Source organism: Pseudomonas sp. UBA5706, from assembly GCF_002419965.1.
In the GTDB taxonomy this organism is placed as follows: domain Bacteria; phylum Pseudomonadota; class Gammaproteobacteria; order Pseudomonadales; family Pseudomonadaceae; genus Aquipseudomonas.
This window is the reverse complement of the sequence record NZ_DIHC01000060.1, coordinates 146,055-172,544: the sequence shown is the minus strand read 5'-3', so window position 1 is coordinate 172,544 and position 26,490 is coordinate 146,055. Positions and strand designations below refer to the sequence as shown.

Here is a 26,490-nt window from a genome sequence, read left to right as displayed (position 1 = left end):
GTCATGGCCAATGCCACTACCGAAAACAACACTGCCAACGACCAACAGGACGCCCAGGGCGCGGACACCAAACCACAGGACGGCAAGCAACAAGAGACCAAGCCGCAGGATGACAAAGCTGGCAAGCCGCAAAAGAATCCGCGCAAGCGCAAGTTGCTGCTGATTGGTCTGGCGGTGGTCGTGATTCTTGCCGGCCTGGGGGTTTGGGCCTGGTATGAGATCTGGGGACAGTGGAGCGAGAGCACCGACGATGCCTACGTTAATGGCAACGTGGTGGAAATCACTCCGCAGGTGACAGGAACAGTCGTCAGCATTGGTGCCGACGATGGTGATCTGGTCCGCGAAGGCCAGGTGCTGGTGCAGTTCGACCCCAACGACGCCGAAGTCGCGCAACAAAGCGCCGAGGCCAATCTGGGCAAGGTGGTGCGTCAGGTGCGTGGCTTGTACAGCAACGTCGATGGCATCAAGGCGCAACTGGCTGCCCAGCGCGCCGAGGTGCAGCGGGCTCAGGACAACTACAATCGTCGGCGCAGTCTGGCCGCTGGTGGGGCGATCTCTCAGGAAGAGCTGTCCCACGCCAAGGATGACCTGACCAGTGCACAAAGCGCCCTGGCCAATATCCAGCAGCAATTGGTGACCAGCACGGCGCTGGTCGACGACACGCAAGTGTCCTCGCACCCGGACGTGAAGGCGGCCGCTGCTCAGCTGCGTCAGGCTTACCTGTCCAGCGCGCGCAGCACCCTGATCGCACCCGTGACCGGCTACGTGGCCAAGCGGACCGTGCAGTTGGGTCAGCGCGTTCAGCCGGGTACCGCGCTGATGGCTGTGATTCCTCTGGATCAGCTGTGGATCGATGCCAACTTCAAGGAAACCCAGTTGGGCAAGATGCGTATCGGCCAGCCAGTGGATATCGAAGCCGACCTGTATGGCGGCGACGTGAAGTACAGCGGCACCATCGACAGCGTGGGCGCCGGTACGGGCAGTGCGTTCGCATTGCTGCCTGCGCAGAACGCCACCGGTAACTGGATCAAGATCGTGCAACGGGTGCCCGTGCGAATCCACATCAATGCCGACGAGCTGGCGAAGAACCCACTGCGCATCGGCCTTTCGACCGTGGTCGACGTCAACCTGCACGACCAGAGCGGACCGGTACTGGCGCAGCAGCCGCCCAAGCAGGCCTCGTACACCACCGATGTGTACAGCAAACAGCTGGCCGAGGCCGACGCATTGATCAACCGCGTCATCCATGAGAACAGCGCGTCCGGCCCGAGCAAGACGGCGCAACGCTGACCCGCCGATCCATTCGTTCCGGTTTAACGGCCGGAACGCTTTCCGAGTGTCAAAGGATTCGCGATGAGTAACAACGCTCCGGCTTCTTTTACGCCTCCAAGCCTGGTGTTGACCACCATTGGCCTGTCGCTGGCGACGTTTATGCAGGTGCTCGACACCACCATTGCCAACGTCGCGTTGCCGACGATTTCCGGCAACCTTGGGGTCAGTTCCGAACAGGGTACGTGGGTGATCACCTCGTTCGCCGTCAGCAATGCGATCGCCCTGCCGCTGACGGGCTGGCTTAGCCGGCGCTTCGGCGAGGTGAAATTGTTCATCTGGGCTACGTTGCTGTTCGTGATGGCTTCGTTTCTCTGCGGTATTTCCAGGTCCATGCCTGAGCTGGTGGGCTTTCGTGTGTTGCAGGGCGTGGTCGCCGGGCCGCTTTACCCGATGACCCAGACGCTGCTGATTGCCGTTTACCCTCCGGCAAAGAGGGGGATGGCATTGGCATTGCTGGCGATGGTGACGGTGGTGGCGCCTATCGCCGGGCCGATTCTGGGCGGCTGGATCACTGACAGTTACACCTGGCCGTGGATCTTCTTCATCAACGTGCCGATCGGCCTGTTCGCAGCCTTTGTGGTGCGCACGCAAATGGCCGCACGACCGGTGACCACCAGCCGCCAGCCCATGGATTACGTGGGGCTCATTACGTTGATAATCGGCGTGGGCGCGCTGCAGATCGTGCTCGATAAAGGCAACGACCTGGACTGGTTCTCGTCGAATTTCATCATCATCGGCACGGTGATCTCGGTGATCGGCCTGGCGGCGTTCGTGATCTGGGAGATGACCGACGAGCATCCGGTGGTCAACCTGCGATTGTTCGCCTTCCGTAACTTCCGTGCCGGGACGATTTGTCTGGTGCTGGGTTACGCGGGATTCTTCGGCATCAACCTGATCCTGCCTCAGTGGTTGCAGACGCAGATGGGATACACGCCAACCTACGCCGGGCTGGCAGTGGCCCCGATCGGCGTGCTGCCGGTGTTGTTGTCACCGTTCGTGGGCAAATACGCGCCCAAATTCGACCTGAGGGTACTGGCGGGCCTGGCCTTTTTGGGCATCGGGCTGAGCTGCTTCATGCGTGCGAACTTCACCAGCCAGGTGGATTTCGAACATATCGCCCTGGTGCAGCTGTTCATGGGCGCAGGGATCGCGCTGTTCTTCATGCCTACCTTGAGCATCCTGCTGTCGGACCTGCCACCGTCGCAGATCGCCGATGGTTCGGGGCTTGCGACATTTCTGCGTAACCTGGGCGGCAGCTTCGCGGCGTCGCTGACCACCTGGATCTGGATTCGCCGGGCCAACATGCACCATGCCTACCTCAGTGAAAGCATAAACACCTACGAGCCCACCACGCGCCAGGCACTGGAAACCCTCGGCGGGGCGAGCAATCAGGCCTATGCGCAGCTCGACAGCATGGTTAGCAGCCAGGCGTACATGATGTCGACGGTGGATTATTTCTACATGATGGGCTGGCTGTTCTTCGCACTGATTCTGGTGATCTGGATGGCCAAGCCACCGTTCTCGGCCAAGCCCGGGCCTGGGGCAGGGCACTAGGTGGGGCGGTGCTGTCAGACGCGTAATTGCGCACCCTGTCGGGCGACGATACTGATTGCTCCCACGCTCTGGTTGGTAGCACGATGATTGGCGCTCTACGCTCCTGGAGACAGAGCGCCTTGCCCGCCGTTCCCACGCAGAGCGTGGGAGCGATCAAATGGAGCGCCGATCAACTGCTGCGTCTAGAGCTAAGCATTGACGGACACGCTCAACCCCACAGCGTCGCAACACACGATTATGCGTATTCAGCCCTGGCTTTGGGTACGCCCAATCGCCAACGGCTGCGGCGGCACGAACGCGAAAGATGTCAGTTGAAAGCCCTGCTCGTCGATTTGTAACGCCCAGCCCTCGCGGTCCCAGTCCCCAAGTACGATCCGTTGCGCGGTGTCGTCACCGATCTGCAGCTTGTGGATGGCGGGGCGGTGGGTGTGGCCGTGGATCAGGGTTTTTACCTGGTACTCGGACATGATCCGCGGTACCTCTTCGGGGGTCACATCGACGATGTCGTTGGCTTTCATGCGGGTCTGCGCACGGCTTTCGCTGCGCAGCTTGCGCGCCAGCTTGTGGCGGGTGCTCAAGGGCAGATGACGCAGGACCCATAAAGTCAGTGGATTGCGCAGATAGCGGCGCATGCGCATGTAGGCTTCGTCGCGGGTACACAGGCTGTCGCCATGCATCAGCAACACCGGCTCACCGTTGAACTGCACGACACTGGGGTCGCGGAGCAGGGTGCAACCTGCCGCCCTGCAAAAGGCTTTACCGATCATGAAGTCGCGATTGCCGTGCATCAGGAATACTTGCGTGCCACTGTCGCTTAACGCGCGCAGGGCTTGGCAGATCGAGCGTTGGAACGGCGACATTGCGTCATCGCCGATCCAGGCTTCGAAAAAATCCCCGAGGATATACAGCGACTCGGCGTCACGCGCCCGGTCACTCAGCAGATCCAGAAACGCCCGGGTGATGTCCGGGCGTTCTTCTTCCAGATGCAGATCGGAGATCAGCAATATCACTCAATGATCTCTGCTTTCTCGATGATGACGTCCTCAGCCGGTACGTCCTGGTGGCCAGCCTTGTTAGTGGTGGCAACGCCTTTGATCTTGTCAACGACGTTCGAACCTTCGACCACTTCACCGAACACTGCGTAACCCCAGCCCTGAGGGTTCTTGCCGCTGTGGTTGAGGAAGCTGTTGTCAGCGACGTTGATGAAGAACTGCGCCGAAGCTGAATGCGGCTCCATGGTGCGCGCCATGGCAACGCTGTACTTCTTGTTCGGCAGACCGTTGTCGGCTTCGTTCTGGATGCTTGGGCGCTTGTCTTTCTTCTCTTTCATGCCTGGCTCAAAACCGCCGCCCTGAATCATGAAGTTGCCGATGACGCGGTGGAATACGGTGTTCTCGTAGTGGCCCGCCTTCACATATTCGACGAAGTTGGCGACGGTGATCGGCGCTTTTTCAGCGTCCAGTTGCAGGACGATGTCGCCGTGGTTGGTGGTCAGTTTTACTTGAGTCATCTTGGCTACTCTTATAGGGAATTCGAAGTTGGACGTGTCGATCGCAGCGTGCAGCGTATAGAGGCTGGCGATTTCACCCTGGCGCGCAGTTTACAGAGGCTAGACGTGCAACGGGAAGTTGCGATCAATACCCGTGGTGCAAATGACGGAAGGCGTATCTCGACAGTTTTGTCACTGCGCGCTGTCAGGGGGTTGACAGCATCGGCTATGATAGGCGCTTTGATTTATTCGGCCTACCCTGGCCAAGACAGTTAGGTTTTCAAGGATCCTATGAGCAAGCCCACTCAAGACGCCGCTGCGAATTCAAAGGCAGGCCCTGCAATTCCAACCAACTTCCTGCGCCCGATCGTGCAGGCAGACCTGGATTCGGGCAAGCACACCAAGATCGTGACCCGTTTTCCGCCGGAGCCCAACGGCTACCTGCACATCGGTCATGCCAAGTCGATCTGCGTCAACTTTGGTCTGGCTCAGGAGTTCGGTGGCGTCACGCATCTGCGCTTCGACGACACCAACCCGGCCAAGGAAGACCAGGAATATATCGACGCCATCGAAAGCGACGTCAAATGGTTGGGCTTCGAGTGGTCCGGTGAAGTGCGTTACGCCTCGCAGTATTTCGATCAGTTGCACGACTGGGCCGTCGAGCTGATCAAGGCCGGCAAGGCCTATGTCGATGACCTGACGCCCGAGCAGGCCCGTGAATACCGCGGCACCCTGATCGAACCAGGCAAAAACAGCCCGTTCCGCGAGCGCAGTGTCGAGGAAAACCTGGACCTGTTCGCACGCATGAAGGCCGGCGAATTCGAAGACGGTGCCCGCGTGTTGCGCGCCAAGATCGACATGGCCTCGCCTAACATGAACCTGCGCGACCCGATTCTGTACCGCATCCGCCACGCCCATCACCATCAGACCGGTGACAAGTGGTGCATCTACCCGATCTACGACTTTACCCACGGGCAGTCGGACGCCATCGAAGGCATCACCCACTCGATCTGCACCCTGGAATTCGAAAGCCATCGTCCGCTGTACGAATGGTTCCTCGACAACCTGTCGGTGCCGTGCAAGCCGCGTCAGTACGAGTTTTCCCGCCTGAACCTGAACTACACCATCACCAGCAAGCGCAAGCTCAAGCAGTTGGTCGATGAGAAGCACGTCCATGGTTGGGACGACCCGCGCATGTCGACCCTGTCGGGCTTCCGTCGTCGCGGTTACACCCCGGCGTCGATCCGCAGTTTCTGCGAAATGATCGGCACCAACCGTTCCGACGGCGTGGTCGACTTCGGCATGCTCGAATTCAGCATCCGTCAGGACCTGGACCACAATGCACCGCGGGCCATGTGCGTGCTGCGTCCGTTGAAAGTCGTCATCACCAACTTCCCGGAAGACAAGGTCGATCACCTCGAACTGCCGCGTCATCCGCAGAAAGAAGAGCTGGGCTTACGCAAGCTGCCGTTCTCCCGCGAAATCTACATCGACCGCGATGACTTCATGGAAGAGCCGCCCAAGGGCTACAAGCGTCTGGAGCCAAATGGCGAAGTGCGTTTGCGCGGCAGCTACGTGATCCGCGCCGACGAGGCGATCAAGGACGCCGACGGCAACATCGTCGAACTGCATTGCTCGTACGATCCGGAAACGTTGGGCAAGAACCCGGAAGGCCGCAAGGTCAAAGGCGTGGTTCACTGGGTACCGGCGGCTGAAAGCATTGAATGCGAAGTGCGTCTCTACGATCGCCTGTTCCTGTCTGCGAACCCGGAAAAGGCAGAAGAGGGCAAGACCTTCCTGGACAACATCAACCCAGGCTCCTTGCAGGTCCTGACCGGTTGTCGGGCTGAACCGTCGTTGGCTGAAGCTGCGCCGGAAGACCGTTTCCAGTTCGAACGCGAAGGTTATTTCTGCGCGGATGTCAAGGACTCTAAACCAGGTCAACCGGTATTCAACCGTACCGTGACCCTGCGCGATTCGTGGGGCCAATAAGGAATCGTCGTGCTCTCTATCTACAACACGCTCACCAAGAGCAAAGAAGTTTTCAAACCGCTGGATGGCAACAAGGTGCGCATGTACGTCTGCGGCATGACCGTGTACGACTATTGCCATATCGGCCACGGCCGCAGCATGGTTGCCTTTGACCTGGTGACCCGCTGGCTGCGTTTCAGCGGCTATGACCTGACCTACGTGCGCAACATCACCGACATCGAAGACAAGATCATCAACCGCGCCCGTGAGAATGGCGAGCCTTTCGATGCCCTGACCGCGCGCATGATCGATGCGATGCACGAGGACGAAGCGCGCCTGAATATTCTCAAGCCGGATCTGGAGCCACGCGCTACGGACCACATTCCCGGCATGCTGAGCATGATTCAGACGCTGATCGACAAGGGTTACGCTTACGCACCCGGCAATGGCGACGTGTACTACCGCGTCGCCAAGTTCATGGGCTACGGCAAGCTGTCGCGCAAGAAGATCGAAGATTTGCGCATCGGTGCGCGGATCGAGGTCGACGAAGCCAAGGAAGACCCACTGGACTTCGTGCTGTGGAAAGGCGTCAAGCCGGGCGAACCGAGTTGGGACTCGCCATGGGGCGCGGGGCGCCCAGGCTGGCATATTGAATGCTCGGTGATGTCCACCTGCTGTCTGGGTGAGACCTTCGACATTCATGGCGGCGGCAGTGATCTGGAGTTCCCGCACCACGAAAACGAGATCGCCCAGAGCGAAGCCGCTACCGGCAAGACTTACGCCAATGCCTGGATGCATTGCGGCATGATTCGCATCAATGGCGAGAAGATGTCCAAGTCCTTGAACAACTTCTTCACCATTCGCGACGTGCTGGATAAATACCATCCGGAAGTGGTGCGTTATCTGCTGGTGTCGAGCCACTACCGCAGCGCGATCAACTATTCCGAAGACAGCCTGAAAGAATCGAAGGGCGCGTTGGAGCGTTTCTACCATGCGCTCAAAGGTTTGCCAGCAGCCGAGCCTGCGGGTGGCGACGCATTCGTCGAGCGGTTTTCCGCGGCGATGAACGATGACTTCGGCACCCCAGAAGCCTGCGCGGTGCTGTTCGAGATGGTGCGCGAAATCAATCGTCTGCGTGACAGCGATGTCACGGCAGCCGCGGGTTTGGCGGCGCGCTTGAAGCAACTGGCCGGCGTACTGGGTGTGTTGCAGCTCGAAGCCGACGACTTCCTGCGTGCAGGCGCCGAAGGTCGTGTCGATGCAACAGAAGTGGAAGCGCTGATCGCTGCGCGTCTGCAGGCCCGCGCCGACAAGAACTGGGCAGAGTCCGACCGCATTCGTGATCAGCTCACGGCCTTGGGTGTCGTGCTGGAGGATGGCAAAGGCGGCACCACCTGGCGATTGGCGGACTGATCAAGCCCGCAACTTCTCCCCTCGCAGTACGGCTTGCTGGCGGTGGCGTTCTCAATGCTGCCGCCAGCAACCGGTCCAAATGACAAATGTCTGCGCGCCGAACGCCAGCCTTCGTTGCGGTGCCAGTCAGCTCACTTTCCCAGCCAGACTTCAGATCCACGCTCGAGCAGCCCTTCGGCGGTTTGCAGGAAGTGCGCGCCGATCAGTTCCACGGTGAGATCGACATTGCGACTGGTCACGGCGTTCAGCAAGCGCTCGTGTTCATCGTCAAGACTGCGCTCGTCGTGATGAATCATGGAAGCTGCAATCAACCGATAGCGTTCGCTTTGAACGTGAAGTTGATCGCGCAGCTTGAGCAGCCAGGGGCTGTCGCAGGCCGAAACCACCGTGTCATGAAAATGGTTATGCGCACCGTACCAGGCCGCCGAAGGCAATGCCTGGCGATGCCCGTCACGTGCCGGTGTGTGCATGAGGCGATGGTAAGCACCGACGACCGCTGATTCCCATTCGATACCGCCCAGGCTCAAGGAGCGGCGAATGCACAACCCTTCGATATCGATGCGTACTCGGGTAAGGTCCATTAACTCTGCAGCGGACATGGGCGCAACGCTGAAACCTCGCTGCGGTGTGGCCACCACCAGATTCTCCGCACTCAGGCGCGTGAGCGCCTCGCGCAACACCCCCGTGCTCACATCCATTTCCTGACTCAGTTGACTGATTTTCAGCTTCTCGCCGGGTTTCAACTGGCCGGTGACAAGCCTGACGCGCATGTGCTGGTACACGGTTTCAATGACCCCGAGAGGGGATTTTGTAATTGTCATACAGAGCCATCCGTGTCTTGGTCGCTGTTATCGGCCCCCGCAGGAGGCAACATTTCGGAGCGCATTGTGCCTCAGTCGCTCGAATCAGGCCCCTGCCGAAATGGCATATGCTCAGAAGAAATTAACATTTTCTAAAAAAATTAATTTTATTTAGAGTCGCTTCCTGCCACTCATGGCAGACGACCTATTTTGCCTATTCGACAACGGAACGCTCAGGTCACTACCCATCCAGGAAGTTGGAGTGATCCGTTGAGTAAATATTTACCCGTGATGATTTTATCTGGCGCCGCTGTAGTCGGTGTCGATGTCCAGGCGCACGCAGCAGGTTTTCTGGAGGACAGTACCGCTAACCTCGAGCTGCGCAATTTCTACATCAACCGCGATAACCGTAGCGGAACTGCGAATCCGTCGAAGCAGGCCGAATGGGGACAGGGCTTCATTCTCGACTACCGCTCGGGTTACACCGAAGGTCCGGTGGGGTTCGGCGTCGACGCCTTGGGCATGCTTGGCGTGCACCTCGATTCAGGCAAAGGCACCCACTACAACCCCACCAGCAGCAGTCGCGGTGGACAGGTTTTTCCAACCGATAGCGATGGCCGAGCGGTGAATGAGTTCTCCAGCCTGGGGCCAACGTTCAAGGCACGAATCAGCAAAAGCGAACTGCATCTGGGGACCCTGCGTCCGACCCTGCCTGTGGTGACCTATAACGACGGGCGCATGCTTCCCCAGACGTACGAGGGTGCCCAGTTCACCACGCGCGACATCGACAGGCTCACGCTCACTGCCGGCAAACTCACCCACGCCAAAGGGCGCAACTCCACTGACAATCAGGGCCTGTCGATTCTGGGCGCCAACAACGCGACCACTGGCCAGTTCGTCAACAGCTTCCTGTTCACAGGGGGCGATTACGCAATTTCCAAAGACCTCACTGCGCAGTACTACTACGGCAAGCTTGAAGACTTTTATACCCAGCACTTTCTGGGGCTGACCCATCGTGCACAGTTGCCCGTGGGCTCGCTGAAGACTGATCTGCGTGGGTTTATCAGTGACTCCACGGGCAAAAACGCGAGCCAGGCTGGCCGTGCGGAAGGTTACGTCAGCAATGGCTACGGCAACAACGGCGAAGTCGATAACCGCGCCTGGAGCGCCGTGTTCACCTATTCGCTGTCCGGGCACTCGCTGGGGCTGGGCTATCAGCGCCTGACCGGCAGCAGCGACTTTCCATTCATGACCATGGGCGACGGGGTGCGGGCCTACCTCACCACCGACCGCAGTCTCAACACCTTCCAGCATGCGGGCGAGCGCACTCTGATCGGGACGTACGCCTATGACTTCGCAGCAGCAGGTGTGCCCGGGCTAAAGCTGTCTGCCGACTATCTCAAGGGGCAGCACATCGCGACATCGGCCGGGAACAGCCATGAATGGTATCGAGGGACCTCCCTGGAATACAGGGTTCAGAGCGGCACTTTAAAAGGGCTTAATTTCGCGTGGCGCAACGGATCATTTCGCTCTGCACTTAGCAGCGCCCGCAATGTGGACGAGAGCAAGGTGATTGTCAGCTACACGCTGGCGTTGCTCTGAGGCCTCCTTCTTTCCACATCGTCTTATCGAGAACGATACATGCCGACCACCAACCCCATCGCCTTGCGGCGCCCGCCACCCAGACAGGCCAGATACCTGACGTACGGGGGACTGCTGTACGGCGGATGGGTGGTCTGCTTCCTGGCCCTGACGTTTCTACCCCTGCTGGCGGTGATTCAGGGCAGCTTCGACAGTCAGATCGAAGGCGCTCAGGCGTTCACCCTGGAAGGCTGGAGGGCCCTGTTTCATGAGCCACGAATACTTGGCGCTCTGGGTAATACCCTCAGCCTGACGTTCGCCAGCCAGCTCATTGCCTTGCCGGTGAGCATCGGCCTTGCCTGGTTGCTGGGGCGCACCGATCTGCCGGGGCGCAACTGGCTGGAATTTGCCTTCTGGGTGTCGTTTTTCCTGCCTGCACTTGCAGTGGTTCAAGGTTGGACACTGGTTCTGGACCCCAACAACGGCTTGTTCAACCGCTGGTTGATGCACATTTTCGGGCTGTCCCAGGCCCCACTGAATATCTACAGCTGGGGTGGGATCGTGTTCGCGCACCTGGCGACGACCACGGTCTCGGCGAAGGTCATGATGTTGACTCCCGCTTTCAAAAGCATGGATTCGCGTTATGAAGAAGCCGCGCTGGTCGCTGGCGACAGCCGCTTCAAGGCGCTGTGCAGCGTGACTTTGCCGTTGCTCAAACCGGCATTGATCGTCACCGCGATCATGGGTGTGATTCGCGCGCTGGAGTCCTTTGAGATCGAACTGGTACTGGGCGCGCCTCAACGCATCGACGTCTACAGCACGCTGATTTACGACGTGACGCGATACGACCCGATCAATTTTGCCAGCGCCTTTGCCTTCGGCATTCTGATCGTCGCCATCATGGGGATACTTGCCGTCGCCTCTCGCAGAAGCACGCAGCAGGGCCATCACGTCACCGTATCAGGGCAGGCTAAAACAGCAGTGATGACCTTGGGCAGATGGCGCTGGCCACTGGGCCTTCTGGTGAGTCTGTTAGCGCTGGTGCTGACCGTTCTTCCGCTGGGCTTTTTGCTCACCAGCAGCGTCATGCGGCGTTTCGGTTTTTTCAATCTGGATCAGGTGTGGACGCTGGAGCACTGGCGCAGCGTCGTCGGCGATCCGATATTGCTGGGTTCAGTCGGCAACACGCTGAGCATCGCAGCAGGAAGCGCTGCGTTCGCAGCGCTGCTGAGCCTGATAGTCGCCTACACGATTGTGCGTTCACGTCGGGCGGGGCGAGCGTTGCTTGAGTTCGCTGCGTGGATCCCTTTCAGCATTCCCGGGGTGCTGACCTCGCTCGCCATGCTGTGGCTGATCCTGCACAGCGGCCTGGACTGGCTCTATGGCTCCACGCTTAGCCTGATCATTACGGTCGGTCTGGCCTCGGTAACGCTGGGGGTTCAACTGATTCGAAGCCAGTTGTTGCAGATCAACGCAGAGCTTGAGGAGGCTGCCTGGATCAGCGGCGCCTCGCCCTGGAAAACCGTGATCAGCATCGTCATACCTCTGTGCGCACGTTCGATCGTTGTGGTGGCGGTCATGGCCTTCGTGACTGCTGCCAGAGACATCAGCCATCTGGCGTTGCTGGTCAGCAGCGACAACAGGCCGCTCTCGATGCTGCAACTCGAATACATCGTCGAGGGCCGTAACGAAGCTTCCGCGGTGGTCGGCGTGATCATCGCGCTGATCGCCATCGCGGCTGCGCTCATTGCCCGACGCCTGGGCTATCGCCCTGAAACCAGACAGGTCTGATCATGTTGGAGATTCGTCATATCGTTAAAACGTTCGAGGGCAATCGCGTCCTCGATGACTTGTCACTGGAGATCCGTCAGGGAGAGATCTTCACCTTGCTCGGCGCCAGTGGCTGCGGCAAGACCACCTTGCTGCGCATTCTTGCCGGGCTGGAAACCCCTGACCAAGGACGTCTGTATTTTCAGGGTGAGCCTTGGGTTGATATCGCCACACACACATGTGTGCCACCCCAGAAGCGCGGGGTCGGTCTGGTGTTTCAAAGCTATGCCGTCTGGCCGCACCTGAACGTGTTCGATAACGTCGCCTATCCGCTGCGTAACCAGAAGCTGTCGCGCGCACAGATCCACGACAAAGTCCTGAGCATTCTTCAGTCCGTTGGCCTGACAGGCTATGAACAACGGGCCACCCATCAGCTAAGCGGCGGGCAGCAACAGCGCGTGGCAATGGCCAGGGCGCTGGTCGCAGACCCCGCGCTGCTGTTGCTCGATGAGCCATTCAGCAACCTCGACATCGGCCTGCGCAAACAACTGCGCCAAGAGCTCAAAACCCTGCAGAAACGGCTTGGGCTGACGGTGGTGCTGGTCACCCATGACCAGGAGGATGCCTTCGCGTTGTCTGACCGGATTGCGGTGCTTAAGGCGGGCCGGGTCGAGCAGATCGGCAGCGCCGAGGAGATTCACGACCGCCCGGCTACCACCTTCGTTCAGGGCTTCGTCGGCCGGGGCACACAGCTGCGCGGTCGCCTGACTGGCAGTGGTGATCGCGCCCGGATAGCACGCGGTGTCGTGCAACTGGCCGAGCCCCTCAGCTATCCGCTGGACGCTGCGCTAACGCTGTGGGTCCGCCCCGATGCCGTGTCGCTGGAGAATGCCGAATCAAGGGCAGGCTCAGGCGTCAGGGGACAGGTCAGCCATAGCATTTTCGCCGGCGACCGTTATGAGACCTACGTTGACCTAGAGGACGGTCAACAACTCATGGCCTACCAGCTTCGGCATCAGCTCAGCGCTCCCGGGAGCTGGGTCAACGTCATCTTTCCCTCCAATCCCCACGCCAGCCCGCTGGCCTCCCAGGTGTCATCTTGATGAAGTCGATCAATCGTTTTTGGATGTTTGGCAGCGCGTTTTTTGCGCTGTCCCATGTCGGCGTGAGCCAGGCCGAAGACTGGAATCAGGTCGTAGCGGCGGCCGAGAAAGAGGGAAAGCTGACCCTCCTGGGCCCGGTCATCCAGACCTATCGTCAGGCCATCGAGCAGTTCCAGGCGGCCTACCCGAAAATTCAGCTGCAGTACACCGGCGTGACGTCGCCGGAGTTCGAGGCGCGTATTCGCAACGAGCGCCGGGTGAACCGCTATTTGTGGGACGTGACCGTACTCGGTTTCAGTGGCTCGGCATTCACCCAACAACTGCCCGAGGGTTGGTACGACCCGATCCGTCCTTTGGTTGTGAAGCCGCAGGTGTTGGCCGACAGCAACTGGCTGGGTGGTTTTGCGGCCGGCTTCCTGGACAAGCAGCAGAAGTACATTTATGCGTTCCAGGCGGGCAAGCAGAACAACGTCAACATCGACCGAAGTGCCGTGCCTGAAGCTGAACTCAACTCGCTGGAAGACCTGCTCGACCCGAAATGGAAGGGCAAGATCGCGATTCTCGATCCACGCACCCGAGGCAGCGGCCATCTGATCACCTTGTTGCAGACCACACTGGGCGCGGACAAAGCCCGGCAATTCCTGACCGAACAACAGCCGGTCATTGCTACGACCAACCGCCAGTTGGCCGACTGGGTTGCCCAGGGCGCTTACCCGATTACGTCGGGCTTAAGTCCTTCGGAGATCGCCACCCTGAAGGATCAAGGGCTGGCCAGGTCGGTCGAAGCGTTGCAGACCCCGCCCGAGCGCACTGCCTGGACGCCTGGCTGGGGCGCCATCGCGTTGCTGCACCAGCCGCCGCACCCGAATGCGGCAAAAGTGTTCGTCAACTGGTTCCTGTCTCAACCTGCGCAGGCTGACTGGGCGAAGCAGGGTTTCGTCAACTCGCGTCGTACGGACGTTGCCCCCGGCCTGCCGGCGAGTGCGTTGACAGCCCAAGCCTTTCAAAAGGGGCTGACCTTTAATTCCGAAGCCAATGCCGAGAAGGCCCAAGAGGCCACCGCGCTGGCCCAAAAGGCACTGCAATGAGCGATCACCCAGCCGTGCTTCGTGAGTTGGCGATTGCCAACCGTATTCTTGCGCATGAACAGGTGTTTGACAGTTACGGTCATGTCAGCGTGCGTCATCCGACTGACCCGCAAAGGTTCTTTCTTTCGGCGTCGGTGAGCCCTGAACAGGTTCAGGTCCAGGACATTCTTGAATATGGCCTCGACGGCGAGCCGATCCTTGCCACGACCCGGGCACAGTACTCCGAGCGCTTTATCCATGCGGCGATCTATGCGCGCCGACCGGATATTCATGCAGTGGTGCACGCCCATACCGAGTCGGTGCTGCCATTTACAGTCAGCTCAACCCGATTGAGACCCTTGCTGCATGTGGCGGCGATCATTGGCCATGAGATCCCGGTATGGGACATGCACGACGATTTTGGCGATACGGATCTGTTGGTGATCAATCCTGACCACGCCCGTTCGCTGGCGCACGCCCTTGGCAACGGCCGTGTCGTGCTGATGCGCGGGCATGGGTTTACCGGCGCAGCCGCTTCGCTGGAGCTGGCCGTGCGCGTAGCCATTTATCTGAAGGTCAACGCCCAGGCCCAATCTGCAGCCATGGCGCTGGGACCTGTGACGTTCCTCAGTCCGGGTGAAGTCGCGGTGGCGGACGCGCGGATGGGTAGCCCCCGGGCCACCAGTCGGGTGTGGGAAAACTGGGCGCAGCGCTGCGGCGCCGATTGCGCTGTGCAGGCGCAGCCATGAGGCAGGCCCTGACCATCGCGCTGGCGAACTTCGATCGCCATATGCCTTTTTTCCTTGGCTGGCTTCCAGAGGCCAAAGACTTTTACCTCAAGGCGCTGGACGTCGGCATGAGCCCGCCGGGCCGCGATGGCGGGGATCGTCACGGGCGCATGTTGCGCGACCAAGAATTCGATATCGCTGAAGTGTCCCTAGCTTCCTACATCCTGGCCAAGGCCCGCGGAGCTGCCTTTACCGCAGTGCCCGTGTTCCCCCGGCGATTATTCAGCGCGAATCACATTTATGTCGGCCCGCACTCGGGTATTCAGGCTCCCGCCGATTTGCGCGGCAAACGGGTGGCCATTCGCGGCTGGCAAGTGAGTCTTTCGGTTCTGGCCAAAGGCGATCTGAAAAGCCGTCATGGCGTTGATTGGCGGGACATCGAATGGGTGACTCAGGGCGCTGAGCAGATAGCCCTTGCCGAGTCGGGTATCGGCATGAGCCGGATGCCCGATGGAGCCAGCGGTGCTCAGATGCTGCTGTCCGGTGAGGTCGACGCGTTCATCGATCCGAAACCGCCCAAGGCAGTTCTGGAGGGCCGGGGCGGTGTGCGCAATCTGTTCGCCGATCAGCGTCAGGCGTGTATCGACTATTTCCATGAGCGCCGCTGTTTCCCCGCGATGCATGTGCTGGCCATCCGCGAAGAGGTCGTTCAGCGCTACCCGGATTTGCCTCTTTATCTGATGCACGCGTGGGATGACGCGCAAGTGAAGACCCGGCAGATCTATGAGGATTATGCCTACACCTCTATGCCACTGGGCCGCCTGGCGTTCGAGCAGAGCCAGCGCGACTTCGGCAGCGCGCTGTTTCCGGCGGGGGTAGCGGCCAATCGCGACAACCTGGCCTGGTTCATCGACTACCTGGTCGATCAACTGCTGTTGCCTGAGCCGATCGAAATCGATCGCCTGTTTCACACCTCGGTTTTGCGCACCTGATGCGCCCGTTTTCTTATCTGGAGAGCCCCATGTCCGAATACCTGCAACTGCGCGATGCCCTACCTCAGATCCTGGCGCTTGCCGATGTTTTCCGGGAAGAGGGCGCGCGCGCCGATCGCGAGGGTGTGGCACCCAGGTCGAACCTGGAAGCGCTGCAGGCCAAAGGGCTTTTGCACGTCACCCACTCGGCTGCCCTGGGCGGCCCGGATGGCAGCCTAAAGGGGCGTCAGCCGGAGCTGTTCCTGAACATGCTGCGTACCCTCTGCCGGGCAGACAGTGCCACCGGTCACTGTTTTCAGTTGCATAACCACGCCCTTTGGCAGTTGGAGCAAGTGGGCACCGCCGAACAGATCGAGTTGTTCCTCAAACCGGCACTGCAGAAATTCAGCATCTTTTCAGCCGTCGGCAGCGAGCCCGGTCGCATCAACATGTACGAAATGAAAACCCGCGCCACCCGGGTCGAAGGTGGTTGGCTGGTCAATGGCGTGAAGAACTTCGTGACCAACGGCACCATTGCCGACCTCATCATCACGTCGGTGGCGCTGGACGGTGTGGATGGCTATCTCGATAACCTGCAAATGATGCTGATCACCCCGGACATGCCCGGCGTCAGCTGGGACGACGCCTGGTATCAACCCCATGGCATGCGCGCCGCGCGCAGCCCGATCATGCATCTGGACAATGTATTCGTGTCGTACAACCACCTGCTGGGCGAGCCCGGTGCGTTCGCCCGTCAGCGCTGGCAGGGTCGTTTTCACCTGGGCTTTGCGGCCAACTATCTCGGTACCACCGAAGGTTTGTTCGACTGGTATCTGGATTATCAGCGCAGCCGTAACAAAGGGAATGATCCCTACACCCAGTTGCGCGTCGGCGAAGTGAAAATGCAGATGGATGCCGCAGCCTCGATGTTCGACAGCGCCGTGCAAGGCTGGCGCGACCCGGACGTCGTGCAGGCCGAATTGCGCTCCATGAGCGCCAAGTCCACGGCTGCGCGCGCAGCGCTCAATACCTTGCAGAGTGTTCTGCTGTCGGCCGGTGCAACGGCGCAGTTTGATGAACACCCTCTGGGGCGAATCGCGCGAAATATCGAGACCTTTGTCGTGCATGCCGGCCATGACAAGACCGCGCAAATCATCGGGCAGGCGCAGTTGGGCGCCACCTTCGATTCCACCTTGCAGCGCTGAGGAGCGATCATGCGTCGTCAACTGCATCTGGGGTTGTTCATTCAGGAAACCGGACACCATATCGCGGGCTGGCGAGCCCGCCACGCTGCAGCCGGTGCTGCACGTGATTTCCGGCATCAGGTCGAGCTTGCAAAGCTGGCCGAGGCAGCCTGTTTCGACCTGCTGTTCATTCAGGATTCCTGCGCCATGCGTGGCGCCAATGATATCGACGCGCTGCAGCATACGGCGCGCGCTACCCACTGGGATCCGCTCACTGCGCTGTCTGCCCTGGCGATGGTGACTGAACATATCGGTCTGGTCGGCACGGCCACCACGACCTACAACGAGCCCTATACGCTGGCCCGGCATTTTTCGTCGCTCGATCACATCAGCCAGGGCCGTGCGGGCTGGAATCTGGTCACCTCCAACAATGAAGCCGAGGCGCTGAATTTCAGCCGCGCTCAACATGCCGTCCACGGCGACCGTTATGCCCGCGCCGAGGAGTTCCTGGCGGTGGTCAAGGGGTTATGGGATAGCTGGGAGGACGATGCATTCATCGAAGACAAAGCGGTCGGAAGGTTTTTTGATCCGGCCAAGCTGCATGTGCTCAACCATCAGGGGGCGCATTTTTCGGTGAAAGGACCGTTGACCCTGGCCCGTCCGCCGCAGGGGCATCCGGTGTTGGTGCAGGCGGGGTCATCGGAGACCGGCAAGCGGCTGGGCGCTAGCACCGCCGATGTGATTTTCTCCGCACAGCAGAACCTTGAAGCAGGACAGGCGTTTTACGCCAGCATGAAGGCATTGGCTGTCGAGGCCGGGCGCGATCCCGATCAGTTGCTGATCATGCCGGGCCTGCTACCGGTGGTTGCCGCGACCCAGGCCGAGGCTCAAGCAAAATTCCAGGCCTTGCAGGATCAGGTGCTGCCCCAGGTCGGGCTGGCGACCCTGGCGACCACGCTGGGTGAGGTCGACCTGAGCGGCTATGACCTCGACGGGCCGCTGCCTGACCTGCCCGAGGCCAACGGTCCCAAGAGCCGTCGGCAATTGCTGATCGACATGGCCCGCCGGGATAACCTCAGCATTCGCCAGCTGTATCAAAGAGTCGTCGGTGCGCGTGGTCATCTGACGGCGGTGGGCACACCCGAGCACGTCGCCGATGTCATGCAGCAATGGCTGGAACAGGGCGCTGCCGACGGATTCAACATCATGCCGGCGCACTTGCCTGAGGGCCTGACTGATTTTATCGAGCAGGTTGTCCCGGAGTTGCAGCGCCGGGGTTTATTCCGTACTCGCTACCAGGGCACTACGCTGCGCGAGCATCTGGGCCTCAAGCGTCCGGTCAATCGTTATGCCCTCTGAGTCGGTCACCAGCAGCATCGCCTGTGCCGCCCTGGCGTTGGACTATGGCGATCTGCCTGACACAGTCATCGAAAAAGCCAGCATGCTGATCGCAGACATTTTGCTGGTCGCGGCGGCCGGGAAAGCACAGTCGAGCAGTATTGCGATGGGCCAAGCGCTGGCTCCGTCGTCCGGAAACAGTCAAGTCTGGTTTGCGGACCGGCGTGAGCCCCGATCGGCGATGGACGCCACGTTCCTCAACGTCCTGCATGCCGGGGCACTCGATTACGACAGCCTTAACGGTGCAGTGCACGCGGACCTGGTGACACTGCCGGCTGCGTGGGCAGTGGCCGAAGAATATGCTCGTCTGCCTCGGCAGTTACTGACCGCCTATGTCGCCGCCAGCGAAATGGTCAGTCGGCTTTCCCGCTGTGCAGCGGGTGTTTCCAAAGGCTGGTCAGGCACGTCGTTGTATGGAGGGATGGGTGCGGCCCTCGCCAGCGGGTTGCTGATGGGACTCGATGCAGCACAGTTGACTCACGCCCTGGGCCTTGCGGCCGTTCAGGCGGCTGGCACTCAACAAGCCAATGTCGAGCAGACGCTGGCCAAGCGACTGCAGCCGGCGTTCGCCGCGCGTAACGGGGTCTTCGCCGCCAGGTTGGCGCAGGCCGGAGCAACGGCACCCGCCCAGGCGCTGGAAGGCAAGTTCGGGTTACGGGCGCTGTACCAGCCCGGCGATGATGGCGGGATTCTGGAAGGGTGGGGCAACGAGTGGCAAATACTCGATACGGCTATCAAGGGCTTTCCGGTCTGCGCGTGCAGTCATGCGGCGATCCAGGCACTGCTCGATCTCACGACCCAGGCCCGGTGCAGTGCACGCGAAGTGGTGGAGGTCGTGGCGACTATCTCCCCCTTCATGAGTCGTCTGGTAGGGGGCGACTTCAGTGTGCAGGGCGATCTTGAGGTCGTCGCTCAGTTCAACCTGCGCTATCACCTGGCTTCGGTCTTGTTGCGAGGCCCTGTAACCCTGGCCGCGCTTTCCCCCGAGGCCATTCGTGAGGAGGCGCTGCAGGCGCTCGTCTCGCGAATCCATCTGGTTGTAGACCCCGGCAACCCAAACGAGCTGGCGCCCACGAGTGTGTCCCTGACCTTGAGTGACGGGCGCACCCTTGAGCGTACCTGTGATGCGATGCCTGGCTCGGCCCAAGCGCCGATGACCCACCGGCAATGGCAGGAAAAACTCGGCGCTTGCGCCGCTCAGGCCCGCCCCTCATTGCCACCGGCCAGGCTGACGCACCTGTTAAGGGCGCTCGATGCGTTCCCTGAACTCGCCAGCCTCAACTGCGTATGGGAAGCGTCATGACAAAACCGAATCGCCCCGTGGTCTGGGTCACAGGGGCGTCAGGCGCCTTGGGCCAGGCTATTTGTAACCATCTACACGGAACGGGCGCTCAGGTGGTCGCCTCCGGACGCACGCTGGAAACGCTGCCCGCGGTGATGAACGGTCTGGACAGGCTCAGGCTGGACGTCACCGACCGCCATGCAGTGGAGTCGGCGGCCCGGGATATTCTCAATCGCTACGGGCGCATCGATGCCATTGTGTCCTGCACCACAACTCCCCTGTTTGGCGATTTTCTCTCCCTGACGGATGAGGACTGGGACGCTGTGCTCAATGCGAAGCTGCTGGGCTCTCTGCGAGTCGCTCGCTCTGTGATTCCCGCAATGATCCGTCAGCAGGGAGGGAGTATCGTCTTTATCAGCGGTCGCGGGGGCACGGTGCCGCCGCCCAGGCACCTGCCGGGAGCCTGCGCAAACGCATCGCTGAACGTGTTGGCTCAGGGCCTGGCTACCGAGTACGGTCAGTATGGTATTCGGGTCAATGCATTGGCGCCCGGCCCGATTGACTCACCACGCCTGGAGGTCATGGCCAAGGGCGTGGCGAATGCCAGCTCCGCGTTGGGTGGGCCCGGCAGGCCCGAAGATGTCGCGGCAGCAGTGGCATTCCTGTTGTCGTCAGAGGCCAGGCACATCACAGGCATCTGCCTGCCCGTGGACGGCGGCAGAGCGAGATAGAGCAGGCGGGCGTGCCGGCCCGTCCTGTCAAAACCCCTGCTCGCGCAACCGTTTGTAAAGCGTATTACGGCTGACCCCCAGCCTCTTTGCCAACTGCGAGATGTTCCCGCCAGCGGCTTGCAGCAACTCGTTCAACTCCTCAGGTGTATCCAGCGCAGCCTTGGGGTTGAAGGCGATTTGCGGTTCGTTGTTATTGTTGTCCATTTCCAGATCGGCGAAGAAATCTTCCGGCAGGTGCTCGATGGAGATGGGGGCATCGTCGGCCAGTGCCAACACCACTTGAATCACATTGCTCAACTGACGCAGGTTTCCGGGCCACGGGTGCCTGTCGAACAGCGCCAGGACGGAGGCGTCGAACCCTGCCGTCTGCTGCGGTTCTCGATGCTGTTGCCAAATCGCCTGTATCAGTTCGGCTTTGTCCGTGCGTTCGCGAAGCGCAGGCAGCTCCAGATTGAGGCCGCTGATCCGGTAATAGAGGTCCTGACGAAAGCGCCTGCTTTGCACCTGGTCCCGCAGTGAACAGTGGGTCGCCGAAATGATCCGGATATCCACGGGAAACAGTTCGCTGCTGCCCAGCGGCTGTACACAGCGCTCCTGCAAAACCCGCAGCAGCCGCGCCTGAACGGGCAGCGGCATGTCGCCGATTTCGTCGAGGAACAGGGTGCCTTTGTCGGCTTTGCGAATCAGGCCAATGCTGCCTTTGTGGTGCGCGCCGGTAAACGCGCCCTTTTCGTAGCCGAACAGTTCGGCCTCGACCAGTTCCGAAGGGATCGCCGCACAGTTCACCGCGATAAACGGTTGATCGGCCCGAGAACTGGCCTGATGCAGGTTCCTGACGAACACCTCTTTGCCCGCGCCGGTCTCACCGAGAATCAGCAGCGGGACGTTTTTTTCCAGCAACCGCTGGGCCTGGCGCGCTGCCTTGGCGACTTTTTCGTCGCCGGGAGCCGAGAGGGTGGCCGCCTGGGTATTGGATTTCCTGGGTGCCGAAACGGTGCGAAATTCCAGAATCGCCGCTTTCGGGCGTTTGATCAGACAGTGAAAACGGTTATGGCCCCAGGCTTGGAGCGCGAAGGGCTGGCCTTCCTGTTGATCGAGCAGGTGCGCAATCGGTGCCTTGAACACATTCTCGATATTGACCTGCAGCAGACTCACGCCGAGCAAGGTGTCGGCGCGGCGGTTGGCGCAAAGGATGCGGCCGCTTTCGTCGAACACCAGCAGACCGGCCCACTGGCTGTCGAGGTTGTTCAGACCCGTGTTGAAGATCAGTTGAAAGTAGCCGTTCTGGAACTGGTCAAGGATCAGCCTGTTCTCGATGGTCTGGCTCATCATCTTCACCATCCCCAGGGTGTGAGAGGGCGGCAGGAAGCTGTCGCTGGACACATCGAGCACTGCGACCATGCGCCGCGAGGCGTCGAAGATCGGTGCCGCCGAGCCGGTCATGAAGCGGTTGGCCTTGAGAAAGTGTTCATCGTGTTCAATGTGAACAGCCTGTGCACAGGCCAGTGCGGTGCCGATGGCATTGGTGCCGGCGCTTCGCTCCAGCCAACTGGCGCCGGCCACGAAACCTTTTTGCTGGGCAGGCTCGACGAACCGCTTGGTACCCCATGAGTTGAGCACCTGGCCTTGCTGATCGGCCAGCAGAATCAGGCAATTGGAGTTGCTGAGAATGTTTTCGTAAAAGGGCAGCACTTGTTGATGGGTGGTCTGCACCAGTGCGTGATGGCGTTCCAGTAAACGGGAAACCTGTTGTTCGGGCAGGCGACCAAATGCGGGGCTGGACTGGTGGTCGAGGCCGAACTCACGGCAGCGCGCCCAGGAGTCCTGGATGATGGTGTCGTGAGGGATGGAGGTGCCAGGTGTGGCCATGGGTTTGTGTCCGTGCGCGAGCTTTTATTGTTTTTGGGGTACGGCTTTCTGGCGGAGCGTCCGTGCTCGATCGTTCATCCATTGTTGTTCAGGATTGTTCAAAGTCAACGTTCATTTTGTTCAGCTGTTCAGTCTTTGCTGTTCATTTTTGTTCGTCAACGAATATGGGTTGACCTCGCATTTTACTCGGAACGCTCTATTCGGCGGCTTTCGTGCGTCTGTTCGCTAGCGAACGGTGATTGGCACGATTGTCGCTATCCAACAGGCGGTCGCTGGATATCCCGACCAAGTGCAACACCCGAACAAAACTAATAAAAAGGGCACGCCATGTCTCTCACGCTTGAGCACGTCAGCCGAGCCGTCGACGGTCAGATCTGGATCGACGATGCGTCGCTGAGCTTCAAACCTGGCTCATTCAACGTATTGCTGGGGCGCACCTTATCAGGCAAGACCAGCCTGATGCGCTTGATGGCCGGTCTGGATAAGCCAGACAGCGGCCGGGTACTGATGAATGGCAAGGATGTCACCCAGATTGCGGTGCGTCATCGCAACGTCTCCATGGTTTATCAGCAGTTCATCAATTACCCGAGCATGACGGTTTTTGACAACATCGCCTCGCCGCTGCGTCAGGCGAAGCTGTCCAGGGACGAAATCGAACGTCGCGTGCGGGAAACCGCGCAGATGCTGCGGATCGAGAAATTCCTCTCCCGTTACCCGCTCGAGCTTTCTGGTGGTCAGCAGCAGCGCACCGCCATGGCTCGCGCGTTGGTTAAGGACGCCGAACTGATCCTGTTCGACGAGCCGCTGGTCAATCTCGATTACAAACTGCGCGAAGAGCTGCGCCAGGAAATGCGCCAACTGTTCGAAACCCGCAACACCATTGCGGTGTACGCGACTACCGAGCCAAACGAAGCGCTGGCGTTAGGCGGAACCACGACCATCCTGCATGAGGGGCGGTTGATTCAGAGCGGCAAGACCCCCGAGGTTTATCACCAGCCCAAAACCGTGCTGGCCGCAGAGTTGTTCTCCGAGCCACCGATCAATCTGATGCCGGGCCGTATCGACGGCAACGAAGTGAGTTTCGCCAACTTCGTGCATTTCCCGCTCAACGTCGATATGCGCAAGATCGGCGACGGCGAATACGGTTTCGGCGTCCGCCCCAGTCACCTGAGCCTGGTGCCGTCCAACGACGACGATCTGGAACTGGCGGTGACCGTGGAGCTGGCGGAGATCAGCGGTTCGGAAACTTTCCTGCATGTGCGCAACGAGCATTTTTCGCTGGTGCTGCACCTGCCGGGGGTGCACGAGTACGACGTCGATACGCCGATCCGCGTGTACATCCCGACTCATAAATTGTTCGTATTCGATCAGCAGGGCGGCCTCATCCAGGCGCCGGGCCTGCGCATGGCGAGGGTTGCCTGATGGCCGAGATTCGCTTGCAACAACTCGCCCATAGCTACAGCGCTACGCCGGCCGGGCCTGAAGATTACGCCATTCGCGAGATGACCCACATTTGGGAGCAGGGCGGGGCATATGCCTTGCTCGGGCCATCCGGTTGCGGCAAATCAACCCTGCTCAACATCATTTCCGGCCTGCTCAGCCCATCGGAAGGCAAGGTGATGTTTGACTCGACGGTGGTCAACGACCTGTCGCCGGAGCAGCGCAATATCGCCCAGGTTTTCCAGTTTCCGGTGGTGTACGACACCATGACGGTGTTCGATAACCTGGCGTTCCCACTGCGCAATCAGGGCATGGCCGAGGCCAAAGTTCAGATCAAGGTCCAGGAAATTGCCGATGTGCTGGATCTGCAACCGCTGCTGAAGAAGAAAGCCAAAAACCTCACCGCCGACGAGAAACAAAAGGTTTCTATGGGGCGCGGGCTGGTACGCGACGATGTGTCGGCGATTCTGTTCGATGAGCCACTGACGGTGATCGACCCGCATTTGAAGTGGAAACTGCGACGCAAGCTCAAGCAGATCCACGAGCAGTTCAACATCACCATGGTCTACGTCACCCACGATCAGCTGGAGGCCTCGACCTTCGCTGACAAGATCGCTGTGATGTATGGCGGTCAGATCGTGCAGTTCGGCACCCCGCGCGAGCTGTTCGAAAAACCCCATCACACCTTTGTGGGCTACTTCATCGGCAGCCCCGGCATGAACCTCATCGAGGTCAAGCCTGAATCAGGCGGCGTGGGCTTCGGCGGCATCCATCTGCCCCTCCCACAAGCCCTTCTACAGCGCCTGGCAGCCACACGGTGGAGCACGCTGAAGGTCGGCATTCGACCGGAATTCGTGCACGTCTGGGACGGGCCGTTCGACGATGCCATGTGCGCCGACGTGACCTATGTCGAGGACTTGGGCACCTACAAGATCCTCACCGTGAACCTGGCCGGCCAGTCGCTCAAGGTTCGCCTGCAGGAAGACAAACCTGTGCCTCAGGGGCAGGCCTGGATCAGTTTCCCGGCGCAGTGGCTGATGCTCTACGCCGATGAATTTCTGCTGGAAGCCACCAATCACACGCCCGCCAAAGAGGTGCCCCATGACTAAGGTGCAGAACAACAAGGCCTGGTGGTTGGTATTGCCGGTGTTTCTGCTGGTGGCGTTCAGCGCCGTCATTCCGATGATGACCGTAGTCAATTACTCGGTTCAGGACATCTTCGACCAGTCCAGCCGTTACTTCGTGGGCGCCGACTGGTTCAGACAGGTGTTGCAGGACCCGCGCCTGCATGACTCGCTGCTACGCCAGTTCATCTATTCGTTCTGCGTGTTGCTGATCGAGATTCCGCTGGGTATCGGTATCGCCCTGACCATGCCGACCAAGGGCCGCTGGTCTTCGTTATGCCTGATCGTGATGACCATCCCGCTGCTGATCCCCTGGAACGTGGTCGGCACCATCTGGCAGATTTTCGGCCGTGGCGATATTGGCCTGCTCGGCTATGCGCTGAACAATGTCTTGCACATCAACTACAACTACGCCGCCAATGCATCGGACGCTTGGGTGACTGTGTTGGTGATCGATGTCTGGCACTGGACCTCGTTGGTGGCGCTGCTCTGCTATTCGGGTCTGCGGGCAATTCCGGACGTGTACTACCAGGCCGCACGCATCGATCGGGCGTCCAGCTGGGCGGTGTTCCGACATATCCAGTTGCCGAAGATGAAGAGCGTGCTGCTGATCGCGGTGATGTTGCGCTTCATGGACAGCTTCATGATTTACACCGAGCCGTTCGTATTGACCGGCGGCGGGCCGGGCAACTCGACGACCTTCCTCGCCCAGACCTTAACCACCATGGCCCTCGGCCAGTTTGACCTGGGCCCGGCAGCAGCGTTCTCGCTGGTGTATTTCCTGATCATCCTGCTGGTGTCGTGGGTGTTCTACACCGCGATGACCCACAGCGAAAAGAACTGAGGAGCAACCCATGATTAGGCGCGAAAAACTGCAACTGAAAAAAGTGCTGCCGTTGTGGATCTACCTGCTGTTTCTGCTGGTGCCGATCTACTGGCTGGTCAACATGTCGTTCAAGACCAACACCGAAATCCTCGGCGGTCTGACGCTGTTTCCGCAGGATTTTACCGTCGCCAACTACAAGGTGATCTTCACCGATGAGAGCTGGTACAGCGGCTACATCAACTCGCTGTACTACGTTTGCCTGAATACCGTGATCTCGCTGAGCGTGGCACTGCCGGCCGCCTACGCGTTTTCCCGCTATCGTTTTCTCGGCGACAAGCACCTGTTCTTCTGGCTGCTGACCAACCGCATGGCGCCACCGGCCGTGTTTTTGCTGCCGTTTTTTCAGCTGTACTCGTCCATCGGGCTATTCGATACCCACATTGCGGTGGCGCTGGCGCATTGCCTGTTCAACGTGCCACTGGCGGTGTGGATTCTTGAAGGCTTCATGTCCGGCGTGCCCAAGGAAATCGACGAAACGGCCTATATCGACGGTTACAGCTTTCCCAAATTCTTCGGCAAGATTTTCATCCCGCTGATCGGCTCGGGCATCGGTGTCACCGCGTTCTTCTGCTTCATGTTTTCCTGGGTCGAGCTGCTGTTGGCGCGGACCCTGACATCGGTCAACGCCAAGCCGATTGCTGCGGTCATGACCCGCACGGTATCGGCGTCGGGGATCGATTGGGGCGTGCTGGCGGCGGCGGGGGTGTTGACGATCCTGCCGGGCATGCTGGTGATCTGGTTCGTTCGCAATCACGTGGTCAAGGGTTTTGCCCTTGGTCGTGTCTGAGGAGTCGAAA

Annotated in this window: 22 protein-coding genes; 18 read left to right on the top strand and 4 right to left on the bottom strand. The window is 59.9% G+C overall.

From position 1 onward, the window contains the following. Nucleotides 1-3: 3 nt before the first annotated feature. Together B3I26_RS27530 and B3I26_RS27525 are read left to right on the top strand one after the other, a co-directional pair. Nucleotides 4-1,290: an efflux RND transporter periplasmic adaptor subunit gene (locus tag B3I26_RS27530; RefSeq protein WP_296262570.1), complete on the top strand. Its 1,287-nt coding sequence runs from the start codon at nucleotides 4-6 to the stop codon at nucleotides 1,288-1,290. A 63-nt stretch (nucleotides 1,291-1,353) separates the two neighbouring features. Continuing rightward, a complete protein-coding gene (locus B3I26_RS27525; protein ID WP_296262569.1) occupies nucleotides 1,354-2,886 on the top strand; it encodes a DHA2 family efflux MFS transporter permease subunit in 1,533 nt (510 codons plus the stop codon). 245 nt (nucleotides 2,887-3,131) lie between these two features. On the opposite strand, the gene lpxH is transcribed toward B3I26_RS27525, so the two are convergent. Both lpxH and B3I26_RS27515 read right to left on the bottom strand, forming a co-directional pair. Continuing rightward, nucleotides 3,132-3,896 carry a UDP-2,3-diacylglucosamine diphosphatase gene (lpxH, locus tag B3I26_RS27520; RefSeq protein WP_296262568.1) on the bottom strand — a complete coding sequence of 255 codons (765 nt, stop codon included), beginning with the start codon at nucleotides 3,894-3,896 and terminating at the stop codon, nucleotides 3,132-3,134. Next, nucleotides 3,893-4,396, bottom strand: coding sequence for a peptidylprolyl isomerase (locus B3I26_RS27515; RefSeq protein WP_296262567.1), 504 nt, complete (start codon nucleotides 4,394-4,396; stop codon nucleotides 3,893-3,895). Before B3I26_RS27515 ends, lpxH begins: the two co-directional genes overlap by 4 nt. A 270-nt stretch (nucleotides 4,397-4,666) precedes the next feature. Between B3I26_RS27515 and B3I26_RS27510 the strand changes: the two genes are divergently transcribed. Next, complete coding sequence (locus B3I26_RS27510; RefSeq protein ID WP_296262566.1) at nucleotides 4,667-6,367, top strand: glutamine--tRNA ligase/YqeY domain fusion protein; 1,701 nt, start codon at nucleotides 4,667-4,669, stop codon at nucleotides 6,365-6,367. 9 nt (nucleotides 6,368-6,376) lie between these two features. Beyond that, nucleotides 6,377-7,759, top strand: a complete 1,383-nt coding sequence (gene cysS / locus B3I26_RS27505; RefSeq protein ID WP_296262565.1) for a cysteine--tRNA ligase — start codon at nucleotides 6,377-6,379, stop codon at nucleotides 7,757-7,759. Nucleotides 7,760-7,890: 131 nt separating this feature from the next. Here cysS and B3I26_RS27500 read toward each other — a convergent pair whose 3' ends face one another. Continuing rightward, a complete protein-coding gene (locus tag B3I26_RS27500) occupies nucleotides 7,891-8,580 on the bottom strand; it encodes a GntR family transcriptional regulator (RefSeq protein WP_296262564.1) in 690 nt (229 codons plus the stop codon). A 270-nt stretch (nucleotides 8,581-8,850) separates the two neighbouring features. Here B3I26_RS27500 and B3I26_RS27495 point away from each other — a divergent pair, with 270 nt between their 5' ends. Genes B3I26_RS27495 through B3I26_RS27450 form a run of 10 tightly spaced genes read left to right on the top strand, consistent with a single transcriptional unit; the run spans nucleotide 8,851 to nucleotide 20,374 of the window. Next, the gene (locus B3I26_RS27495) at nucleotides 8,851-10,161 is read left to right on the top strand and encodes an OprD family porin (RefSeq protein WP_296262632.1); all 1,311 of its coding nucleotides are present in this window, start codon (nucleotides 8,851-8,853) and stop codon (nucleotides 10,159-10,161) included. 39 nt (nucleotides 10,162-10,200) lie between these two features. Next, complete coding sequence (locus tag B3I26_RS27490; protein ID WP_296262563.1) at nucleotides 10,201-11,931, top strand: ABC transporter permease; 1,731 nt, start codon at nucleotides 10,201-10,203, stop codon at nucleotides 11,929-11,931. Between the two features lie 2 nt (nucleotides 11,932-11,933). Then, nucleotides 11,934-13,013: an ABC transporter ATP-binding protein gene (locus tag B3I26_RS27485; protein WP_296262562.1), complete on the top strand. Its 1,080-nt coding sequence runs from the start codon at nucleotides 11,934-11,936 to the stop codon at nucleotides 13,011-13,013. Beyond that, nucleotides 13,013-14,101 (top strand): ABC transporter substrate-binding protein, encoded by a 1,089-nt coding sequence (locus B3I26_RS27480; protein WP_296262561.1) that lies wholly within the window; start codon nucleotides 13,013-13,015, stop codon nucleotides 14,099-14,101. Before B3I26_RS27485 ends, B3I26_RS27480 begins: the two co-directional genes overlap by 1 nt. After that, nucleotides 14,098-14,829, top strand: coding sequence for a class II aldolase/adducin family protein (locus B3I26_RS27475; RefSeq protein ID WP_296262560.1), 732 nt, complete (start codon nucleotides 14,098-14,100; stop codon nucleotides 14,827-14,829). The genes B3I26_RS27480 and B3I26_RS27475 overlap by 4 nt, the downstream gene beginning before the upstream one ends. Next, nucleotides 14,826-15,800 carry an ABC transporter substrate-binding protein gene (locus B3I26_RS27470; protein ID WP_296262559.1) on the top strand — a complete coding sequence of 325 codons (975 nt, stop codon included), beginning with the start codon at nucleotides 14,826-14,828 and terminating at the stop codon, nucleotides 15,798-15,800. Before B3I26_RS27475 ends, B3I26_RS27470 begins: the two co-directional genes overlap by 4 nt. Nucleotides 15,801-15,829: 29 nt before the next feature. Next, nucleotides 15,830-16,984 carry an acyl-CoA dehydrogenase family protein gene (locus B3I26_RS27465; RefSeq protein ID WP_296262558.1) on the top strand — a complete coding sequence of 385 codons (1,155 nt, stop codon included), beginning with the start codon at nucleotides 15,830-15,832 and terminating at the stop codon, nucleotides 16,982-16,984. Nucleotides 16,985-16,993: 9 nt separating this feature from the next. Then, complete coding sequence (locus B3I26_RS27460; RefSeq protein ID WP_296262557.1) at nucleotides 16,994-18,322, top strand: LLM class flavin-dependent oxidoreductase; 1,329 nt, start codon at nucleotides 16,994-16,996, stop codon at nucleotides 18,320-18,322. Further along, nucleotides 18,312-19,664 (top strand): MmgE/PrpD family protein, encoded by a 1,353-nt coding sequence (locus tag B3I26_RS27455; protein ID WP_296262556.1) that lies wholly within the window; start codon nucleotides 18,312-18,314, stop codon nucleotides 19,662-19,664. The genes B3I26_RS27460 and B3I26_RS27455 overlap by 11 nt, the downstream gene beginning before the upstream one ends. Next, entirely contained in the window at nucleotides 19,661-20,374 is a 714-nt protein-coding gene (locus B3I26_RS27450) for an SDR family NAD(P)-dependent oxidoreductase (RefSeq protein ID WP_296262555.1), read from the top strand. Before B3I26_RS27455 ends, B3I26_RS27450 begins: the two co-directional genes overlap by 4 nt. 27 nt (nucleotides 20,375-20,401) lie before the next feature. Here B3I26_RS27450 and B3I26_RS27445 read toward each other — a convergent pair whose 3' ends face one another. After that, complete coding sequence (locus B3I26_RS27445) at nucleotides 20,402-22,243, bottom strand: sigma-54-dependent Fis family transcriptional regulator (RefSeq protein WP_296262554.1); 1,842 nt, start codon at nucleotides 22,241-22,243, stop codon at nucleotides 20,402-20,404. Nucleotides 22,244-22,570: 327 nt separating this feature from the next. Between B3I26_RS27445 and B3I26_RS27440 the strand changes: the two genes are divergently transcribed. The 4 genes from B3I26_RS27440 to B3I26_RS27425 are packed head-to-tail and all read left to right on the top strand — an operon-like array spanning nucleotide 22,571 to nucleotide 26,480. Further along, complete coding sequence (locus tag B3I26_RS27440) at nucleotides 22,571-23,665, top strand: ABC transporter ATP-binding protein (RefSeq protein ID WP_296262553.1); 1,095 nt, start codon at nucleotides 22,571-22,573, stop codon at nucleotides 23,663-23,665. Then, nucleotides 23,665-24,792 carry an ABC transporter ATP-binding protein gene (locus B3I26_RS27435; protein WP_296262552.1) on the top strand — a complete coding sequence of 376 codons (1,128 nt, stop codon included), beginning with the start codon at nucleotides 23,665-23,667 and terminating at the stop codon, nucleotides 24,790-24,792. The genes B3I26_RS27440 and B3I26_RS27435 overlap by 1 nt, the downstream gene beginning before the upstream one ends. Beyond that, the gene (locus tag B3I26_RS27430; RefSeq protein ID WP_296262551.1) at nucleotides 24,785-25,651 is read left to right on the top strand and encodes a carbohydrate ABC transporter permease; all 867 of its coding nucleotides are present in this window, start codon (nucleotides 24,785-24,787) and stop codon (nucleotides 25,649-25,651) included. The genes B3I26_RS27435 and B3I26_RS27430 overlap by 8 nt, the downstream gene beginning before the upstream one ends. Before the next feature lie 10 nt (nucleotides 25,652-25,661). After that, nucleotides 25,662-26,480, top strand: a complete 819-nt coding sequence (locus B3I26_RS27425; protein ID WP_409521990.1) for a carbohydrate ABC transporter permease — start codon at nucleotides 25,662-25,664, stop codon at nucleotides 26,478-26,480. The last annotated feature ends 10 nt before the right edge of the window (nucleotides 26,481-26,490 follow it).

Bases quoted from the DNA above. Each gene is read 5' to 3' on its own strand.
- B3I26_RS27530 (WP_296262570.1), top strand. From the start codon at position 4: ATGGCCAATGCCACTACCGAAAACAACACTGCCAACGACCAACAGGAC.
- B3I26_RS27525 (WP_296262569.1), top strand. From the start codon at position 1,354: ATGAGTAACAACGCTCCGGCTTCTTTTACGCCTCCAAGCCTGGTGTTG.
- B3I26_RS27515 (WP_296262567.1), bottom strand. From the start codon at position 4,396: ATGACTCAAGTAAAACTGACCACCAACCACGGCGACATCGTCCTGCAA.
- B3I26_RS27510 (WP_296262566.1), top strand. From the start codon at position 4,667: ATGAGCAAGCCCACTCAAGACGCCGCTGCGAATTCAAAGGCAGGCCCT.
- B3I26_RS27500 (WP_296262564.1), bottom strand. From the start codon at position 8,580: ATGACAATTACAAAATCCCCTCTCGGGGTCATTGAAACCGTGTACCAG.
- B3I26_RS27495 (WP_296262632.1), top strand. From the start codon at position 8,851: ATGATTTTATCTGGCGCCGCTGTAGTCGGTGTCGATGTCCAGGCGCAC.
- B3I26_RS27490 (WP_296262563.1), top strand. From the start codon at position 10,201: ATGCCGACCACCAACCCCATCGCCTTGCGGCGCCCGCCACCCAGACAG.
- B3I26_RS27485 (WP_296262562.1), top strand. From the start codon at position 11,934: ATGTTGGAGATTCGTCATATCGTTAAAACGTTCGAGGGCAATCGCGTC.
- B3I26_RS27480 (WP_296262561.1), top strand. From the start codon at position 13,013: ATGAAGTCGATCAATCGTTTTTGGATGTTTGGCAGCGCGTTTTTTGCG.
- B3I26_RS27475 (WP_296262560.1), top strand. From the start codon at position 14,098: ATGAGCGATCACCCAGCCGTGCTTCGTGAGTTGGCGATTGCCAACCGT.
- B3I26_RS27470 (WP_296262559.1), top strand. From the start codon at position 14,826: ATGAGGCAGGCCCTGACCATCGCGCTGGCGAACTTCGATCGCCATATG.
- B3I26_RS27465 (WP_296262558.1), top strand. From the start codon at position 15,830: ATGTCCGAATACCTGCAACTGCGCGATGCCCTACCTCAGATCCTGGCG.
- B3I26_RS27460 (WP_296262557.1), top strand. From the start codon at position 16,994: ATGCGTCGTCAACTGCATCTGGGGTTGTTCATTCAGGAAACCGGACAC.
- B3I26_RS27455 (WP_296262556.1), top strand. From the start codon at position 18,312: ATGCCCTCTGAGTCGGTCACCAGCAGCATCGCCTGTGCCGCCCTGGCG.
- B3I26_RS27450 (WP_296262555.1), top strand. From the start codon at position 19,661: ATGACAAAACCGAATCGCCCCGTGGTCTGGGTCACAGGGGCGTCAGGC.
- B3I26_RS27445 (WP_296262554.1), bottom strand. From the start codon at position 22,243: ATGGCCACACCTGGCACCTCCATCCCTCACGACACCATCATCCAGGAC.
- B3I26_RS27440 (WP_296262553.1), top strand. From the start codon at position 22,571: ATGTCTCTCACGCTTGAGCACGTCAGCCGAGCCGTCGACGGTCAGATC.
- B3I26_RS27435 (WP_296262552.1), top strand. From the start codon at position 23,665: ATGGCCGAGATTCGCTTGCAACAACTCGCCCATAGCTACAGCGCTACG.
- B3I26_RS27430 (WP_296262551.1), top strand. From the start codon at position 24,785: ATGACTAAGGTGCAGAACAACAAGGCCTGGTGGTTGGTATTGCCGGTG.
- B3I26_RS27425 (WP_409521990.1), top strand. From the start codon at position 25,662: ATGATTAGGCGCGAAAAACTGCAACTGAAAAAAGTGCTGCCGTTGTGG.